This is a genomic window from Chryseobacterium contaminans (genome assembly GCF_001684955.1).
Lineage (GTDB): Bacteria > Bacteroidota > Bacteroidia > Flavobacteriales > Weeksellaceae > Chryseobacterium > Chryseobacterium contaminans.
Genome location: NZ_MAYF01000094.1, coordinates 1 through 6,735, shown reverse-complemented (window position 1 = coordinate 6,735; position 6,735 = coordinate 1). Strand labels below are relative to the sequence as shown.

General features: G+C 36.3%; 7 protein-coding genes. 5 read left to right on the top strand and 2 right to left on the bottom strand.

Annotated features, from left to right (window positions below; translation table 11 throughout):
• A partial coding sequence (locus tag BBH99_RS07130; RefSeq protein ID WP_317041487.1) for an NUDIX hydrolase occupies positions 1-761 on the top strand: 761 nt, incomplete at its 5' end.
• A 79-nt stretch (positions 762-840) separates the two neighbouring features.
• Positions 841-1,572 (top strand): MBL fold metallo-hydrolase, encoded by a 732-nt coding sequence (locus BBH99_RS07125; RefSeq protein ID WP_083188772.1) that lies wholly within the window; start codon positions 841-843, stop codon positions 1,570-1,572.
• Between the two features lie 14 nt (positions 1,573-1,586).
• Here BBH99_RS07125 and BBH99_RS07120 read toward each other — a convergent pair whose 3' ends face one another.
• Complete coding sequence (locus BBH99_RS07120; protein WP_066693921.1) at positions 1,587-1,928, bottom strand: helix-turn-helix transcriptional regulator; 342 nt, start codon at positions 1,926-1,928, stop codon at positions 1,587-1,589.
• Between the two features lie 601 nt (positions 1,929-2,529).
• Between BBH99_RS07120 and BBH99_RS07115 the strand changes: the two genes are divergently transcribed.
• Entirely contained in the window at positions 2,530-3,123 is a 594-nt protein-coding gene (locus tag BBH99_RS07115; protein ID WP_066693919.1) for a Crp/Fnr family transcriptional regulator, read from the top strand.
• Positions 3,124-3,154: 31 nt separating this feature from the next.
• Here the strand turns inward: BBH99_RS07115 and BBH99_RS07110 are convergent, their stop codons facing one another.
• On the bottom strand, positions 3,155-3,781 hold the full coding sequence (locus BBH99_RS07110; RefSeq protein ID WP_066693918.1) for a chloramphenicol acetyltransferase: 627 nt from the start codon (positions 3,779-3,781) through the stop codon (positions 3,155-3,157).
• Between the two features lie 404 nt (positions 3,782-4,185).
• Here BBH99_RS07110 and BBH99_RS07105 point away from each other — a divergent pair, with 404 nt between their 5' ends.
• Both BBH99_RS07105 and BBH99_RS07100 read left to right on the top strand, forming a co-directional pair.
• Complete coding sequence (locus BBH99_RS07105) at positions 4,186-5,208, top strand: ligase-associated DNA damage response exonuclease (RefSeq protein ID WP_066693917.1); 1,023 nt, start codon at positions 4,186-4,188, stop codon at positions 5,206-5,208.
• On the top strand, positions 5,205-6,735 hold a 1,531-nt coding region (locus BBH99_RS07100), incomplete at its 3' end, for an ATP-dependent DNA ligase (protein WP_066693915.1). The genes BBH99_RS07105 and BBH99_RS07100, both read left to right, overlap by 4 nt.

Below are 6,735 nucleotides of genomic sequence, written 5' to 3'. Positions count from 1 at the left end.
TTATGGATTATATGGATTCCAGGGAACAGATCTTACAGAAATCTGCCGAAGCAAAAGAGCTTTATCTTCCCCATATTTCAGTAGACCCGGTTGTTTTTGGTTTTGACCAGAATGAACTTAAGGTATTGCTGGTAAGAATGAATTACAAAAAACAATGGCTTCTGCCGGGCGGTTATGTAAGACGAGATGATGATCTGGATGAAGCAGTGGTAAGAGTTTTAAAAGACAGAGCTGGTGTTACTGAAGTATTTCTGGAAGAATTTGGTGTTTTTGGAAGAAAAAACAGGAGTCAGCTTTATTTTGATGAGTTTGATGATACGCTTTTTCAAAAGCAGAGATTCATTTCCGTAGGATATTATGCCCTTTATAATTCTTCTGAAATTTACCCTGTAGCTGATGATGTGAGTGAAGCCTGTGAATGGGTTTACCTGCGCCAGCTGCCTGAAATTGTTCTTGGAATGGATCACCGTGAAATTATTGAAAAGGCATTGCTTACTTTACGCGAAAAAATATCTACCAAACCCATCGGATACAATCTGATGCCGGAAAAATTTACCCTTCCGGAACTGCAGAAGCTCTACGAAGCCATATTAGGCAAATCACTCAACCGCGGGAATTTTTACAGGAAGATTAAAAATCTGAATGTTTTAAAAAAGCTCAATGAGCAAAGATATGTAGGCGCTCACAGGTCCCCAGATCTCTACTCCTTTGATATGGAAAATTATGAGAAAGCCCTGGAAAATGGTCTGAATAACTGGTAGGTCCTTCCATCGTTTTTGCCGATATTATCTATTGATGAAAAACCTTTTGAATGTTGGAAATATTCAGGAAATTTGCATCATGAAAATCATTCCCCTTAAAGAAGGTAATTTCGCTGCAAGCAAAACCAAAGATTTTACCCTTTTAACAGAAGAGAACTTTGATACTGTTCCCGGAATAAAAATGTCCGTTCAGCCTTTTCTTATCATTACTGAAAATGACTATATTCTTTTAGATGCCGGAATTGGCTGGAAAAATGATGCTGGAAAAACTGTTGTTTCAGAAATCCTTGAAAGAGAAAATGTACGTCCTGAACAGATTACCAAACTCCTTCTTTCCCACCTTCATAAAGATCATATTGATGGTGCTGTAACGCTTACTGATAATGGTTATGGGGCAACTTTCCCTAACGCACAGATTTATATCCAAAAACGAGAGTTAGATTTTGCAATGGAAAATAAAGGAAATCCTTCTTTTGATTTTGATATTCTGGAAAAACTGATTCAACTGCCTAATATTATGTGGATGAACGAAGATAAAGGACAGATTACTGATGAGATTTCATATGAAGTTGTGGGTGGGCATACTCCTTTTATGCAGGTGTTCTGGATCAGAGAAAATGAAGAAACTGTTTTCTACGGCGCAGATGATCTTCCGCAAGCTTCCTATTTAAAATACCATCTGGCTTACAAAAGTGATTTTGAGGGCAGAAAAGCAATGGAATTAAGACTTTTATGGGAAAAGGAAGCCAGGGAGAATAATTGGAAAATACTTCTTTATCATGATCTGGATAAAGCTATCATTAAAGCTTAGAAACAAAAAATGGTTTAAATTTCATTAAACCATTTGTAGATATCAAACTCAGAAGGAATATTAAGCTTCTTTCTGATCCGGTTTTTCCGGTTTTGTATTGCTTTTGGAGTGACAAAGATACAGGTTGCTATTTCCTTTGTCGTCATATTGAGCTTAAGATAAATGCAAAAGATCAGTTCAGAATTTTTAAGGCCCGGCTGTATAGCGGATAATTTTTCGAAAAAATCCGGATAGACCAATCTGAATTTATTAAGCAGGCGGGGAGAATTTGCTTTGGCTAATGCTATAATTTCATCTTGTACAAGCATTTTCTGATTCAGATCCTCCAGGTTGGGTTCAGGTTTTTTGTTTTTCATAATACTTTCTCATCTCTACTCATTTCTGATATACATCCTTTGTATACCAGTACAAAAATCTTTTTCTTTTTAATTTTGCGTTTGAACGTTGTTGTTGAAAATAAAATTATTTTTATGTATTCAAAAATTGTTTGATATTATTGGGTAATATTCAACAATTTTTAGTATACATGATGTATTTGTTAAGTGATTAGGTTAAAAAACTTATACATCTTAATTTTAATTCATTTTTGCATAGGGCAAAGAAATAAAAAATGATTAAAATTCTATTAAAACAGCGTACCACATACATACCACGTTATGTTTTTCAATAAAATATCTTAACCGCTTTTATCAGCCCGTTTCTCATTATTTACATTGTTTTCATTAAGGCTATAAATGTAGGCGGATAATACCTTTACTTTTTATGATTACAGTCAATAGTTTTGAAATTAATGAGACTAAATTTTACTATTTGTGGTATGCGAATGGTACCCCTTTTCATGGTTGATGACTGAAATACCCGTTTCTTTATTCTCTGAAAATTTAAACTGAATGGATAGTATTTGAATGATGAAAAAAGATTTTATCAAGGTTTTAAAATTCTAACAAAGTCACAGGTATGATCATTGAAGATTTATTAATTGCATTCGGAGCTGAAATACAGCATTATAAAGCAGGAGAAATTATTTTTCGTGAAGAAGATTTACCCGTTTACTATTATCAGATAGAAAAAGGGAAGGTGAAACTCAATAATTATACAGAAGATGGGAAAGAATTTATTCAGAATATATTCTCAGACGGTCATAGTTTCGGAGAATCCCTTTTGTTTGTAGATCGGCAATATCCTATGAATGCTGTGGCAATAGAGGATTCATCTATTTTTAGGATGTCCAAATCCGGTTTTTTAAACCTGGTACAAACTAATCCTGAGATTTCGTTGAATGTTTATCAGTGTCTGGCGGAAAGGATGTATTATAAGTATATTATGTTCTACAATCTTTCCTTTCAGAATCCTGTTTCCAAACTGAAACTGTTGCTGGATTACCTGAAAAGCTACCATGACGATAAAGCTCCCTACTCTTTTCAGATTCCGCTTACAAGGCAGCAATTGGCTTCATTGGTTGGGCTTCGCGTAGAAACCGTAATCCGTACCATCAAGCAAATGGAAAAAGATAAGATGCTGAAGATTGAGAAAAGGAAGATTTATTATTAAGATATCTGTTTTTCTTTCTTTGGTTTATAATTTACAGATCCAGTTGTCTCTGGAACTCTTCCAGGTATTTTGCAATGTGTATTCCGTCTGCCAATCCGTGGTGTGCTTCAATAGAAACCGGCATATACTTTCTTCCATCACGGATATTGAATTTCCCAAAAGATATTTTGGGTACCGATTCATCATTGTTGAAATTGGTGGGATGAAGAATCGCACTGAAAGAATTCCATGGAATAGTGGTATGCCTAACATGATCCTTCCCTAATCTTTCATTACTTAATCTAAGGCCTGTAGAATTATGTACGCCTTTGATTTCTTCCTGCAATGCCGCATTGAACGTTTCAAAATCCTCTGAAAAATGTGTAAATGAAAAACCAAAAGTTCCATCCGGCCTGGCAATCGTGCTTCCAGCATGAACGATATCAAACTGAACGACCTGTCCGTCAATAATTCTCAGCTTTAATTCATCAACGGTATTCACGGCAATCATAGACTTGTGATAGTAATAAGCAAAGAAAGAATATCCGTTTTCTTTAGCATTATTATATGCCTTTGTACAATCTACTTCGGTGGTAAAACCAAAATAGGGGCTTGCCATTTGAGAGAAAAATTCAAAATGCTCCTTTCTGTTCCATTGCTCAAGGTCTACGATCTTCATTGCTTTTTAATTTGCTGCAAATTTCTGTAAATTTTCCCGTTTTTAACTAGTAAAATAAATATTAATTTTACATGAACACCGGATCTTTAGGTTGGAAAACGTAAGGTGCAAGAAAATCCAAGATTTTCAGTAAAGATAATTGCTAATATTTTCTTACGAATTCATTAATAATTTGATTCTGTGTGTATTAAATGACACGTGTATCATTTAATTCGTGAATTCGTGGCAATCGCCAACCGTGTACAATTTTATCGCAGATAAAATCCTCGCGTCTTAAAAAGCAATCTCACAAAATTTTTGCGCCTTGGCGTTTCCAACAATAAAACTTTGAATTGCAATAAAATCAACCGTTTGTTGTAAATTGGTTAAGTTTTTGAAGCATTTTATCCAAACCAATCACAACCTTGAAGCTAATCACATTTACTAATAAAGGAATTTACTGTCCTAAGGGAAAATTTTATATAGATCCCTGGCGGCCTGTAGATATGGCCATAATCACTCACGGACATGCCGACCATGCCCGTTGGGGAATGAAAAAATATCTTTGCCATCATTTTACCAAACCTATTTTATATCAGCGAATTGGAAACGATATAGAATGCCAGGGTATGGAATACGGTGAGAAGATCAATATTAACGGAGTACAGATTTCCTTCCACCCTGCCGGACATATTATCGGTTCAGCACAGATACGATTGGAATATAAAGGATTTGTAACCGTTGTCTCCGGAGATTATAAAGTTCAGGACGACGGTCTCAGTACTCCTTTTGAGCTGGTAAAATGCAATGAATTTGTTACAGAAAGTACTTTCGGACTCCCTATCTATAACTGGCTGGAAGTGGATGATTTAAATAAAAAACTTCAGAATTGGGTTTTAAAGAATCAGGAGAACAGCAAAACTTCTGTGTTCATCGGATATTCACTTGGAAAAGCCCAACGGATTATGAAGGCTGTAGAAGGACTTGGAAAAATATATGTTCATGAATCTATCGGAAGGCTGAATAATGCTTTTGAAGCTGTAGGAATTGATCTTCCGGAATATACTGTTGCTGATTTCAGAGAACGTCCGAAAGAGATGGAACATGAAATTGTGGTTGTTCCTCCGGCTTTGTTAGACAGTAATGTTATCAGAAAGATTCCTGATCCGGCCACTGCAATATGTTCAGGATGGATGCAGGTTCGTGGGGCAAGAAGATGGCGAAGTGCCGATGCAGGTTTTGCCATGAGCGACCATGCTGACTGGAAAGGATTATTACAAACTGTAAAAGCTACAGAAGCAGAGATGATACATGTTACGCATGGGCAGACAGAAATTTTTTCTAAATATCTCAATGAAATCGGGATGAAAGCAGATGTTATAGAAACACTGTTTGGCGAAGATGAAGAAGTATCAGAACAGGAAACCCTTGAAAACCCAAAGCTATGAGACATTTTGCAGACCTTATCAATGCTTTGGAAACTACCAATAAGACCAATGCTAAAATTGAGGCTATCATTGATTATCTGGAAAGGGCTCCGGATGAAGATAAAGTATGGTTTATTGCTTTGTTTACAGGGAAAAGACCTAAAAGAAATGTCAATACCAATGTGATGAAGGAATGGGCTTTAGAAATCACAGGACTTCCCTTCTGGCTCTTTCAGGAAAGCTATTCTTCTGTAGGAGATCTCGGGGAAACCCTTTCATTAATTCTTCCGCCGCCACAGGAAAAGATTGAACGAAGCCTTTCCCAATGGATGAAAGATATTGTTGATTTAAAGGATAAAACAGAAGCAGAAAAGAAAGAATTCGTCCTCCAATCATGGAACGGACTGGATTACACGGAACGATTGATTTTCAATAAATTGATTGGCGGAAGTTTTAGAATCGGAGTATCAGATAAGACGCTGATTAATACATTAACTAAATTCTCTGGACAAGAATCCAGTACATTAACGCATAGCTTGATGGGAAAATGGCAACCTGATGAAGTTTCCTTTAAAGAACTGATCTCTGCTGAAAATATCAATCCGGATAATTCCAAACCTTATCCGTTTTGCCTTGCCTACCCTCTGGAAAAAGAGCTTGAAGCGCTTGGACAACCGGATGAATGGCTGATAGAATATAAATGGGATGGCATCCGCGGACAAATCATCCGCAGAAATGATGAAGTTTTTATATGGTCCAGAGGTGAAGAACTTGTTACAGAGCAATTTCCGGAGATCACCCAAACAGTAATGGCGATGAAAGGTAATTTTGTTTTAGATGGAGAAATACTTGCAGTGAAAGAGGGTAAGGTTTTAAATTTTAATGAATTACAGAAAAGATTAAACAGAAAAACTTTAACTAAAAAAATGCTTTCTGAAATTCCTATTGAAGTATTTGCCTATGACTTATTGGAACTGGAAGGTCATGATCTGAGGGAAAAACCGGTTTCTGCAAGAAGAGCCATGCTGGAAGAATTATTATTGAATGAAAATCCCGATAATATAAGCCTTTCAAAGAGTATAGATTTTGAAAAATGGGAAGAATTGAATGAAATCCGGGAAAACTCAAGAAGTATAAACAGTGAAGGTCTGATGCTGAAACAGAAAAACTCGCCTTATCATGCCGGAAGAAAGAAAGGTGATTGGTGGAAATGGAAAATCAATCCATTTACCATTGATGCCGTCCTTATTTACGCCCAAAAAGGCAGCGGCAGACGAAGTGCTTACTATACAGATTACACTTTTGCCGTTAAAAATGAGGATAAATTGGTGACCATTGCTAAAGCCTATTCCGGATTAACGGATAAGGAAATTATGGAGGTCAGCAAATTTGTAACCAAGAATGCCATTGAAAAATTTGGTCCTGTACGAACGGTAAAGGCAGAACTGGTATTCGAGATTGCTTTTGAAGGAATAGGTTTCAGTAACCGGCATAAAAGCGGTGTAGCCCTTCGGTTTCCAAGAATTGTAAGATGGCGGAAAGATAAAA

Excerpts from the sequence above, each read along its gene's own strand:
- BBH99_RS07125 (WP_083188772.1), top strand. The coding sequence starts at position 841 with ATGAAAATCATTCCCCTTAAAGAAGGTAATTTCGCTGCAAGCAAAACC.
- BBH99_RS07120 (WP_066693921.1), bottom strand. The coding sequence starts at position 1,928 with ATGAAAAACAAAAAACCTGAACCCAACCTGGAGGATCTGAATCAGAAA.
- BBH99_RS07115 (WP_066693919.1), top strand. The coding sequence starts at position 2,530 with ATGATCATTGAAGATTTATTAATTGCATTCGGAGCTGAAATACAGCAT.
- BBH99_RS07110 (WP_066693918.1), bottom strand. The coding sequence starts at position 3,781 with ATGAAGATCGTAGACCTTGAGCAATGGAACAGAAAGGAGCATTTTGAA.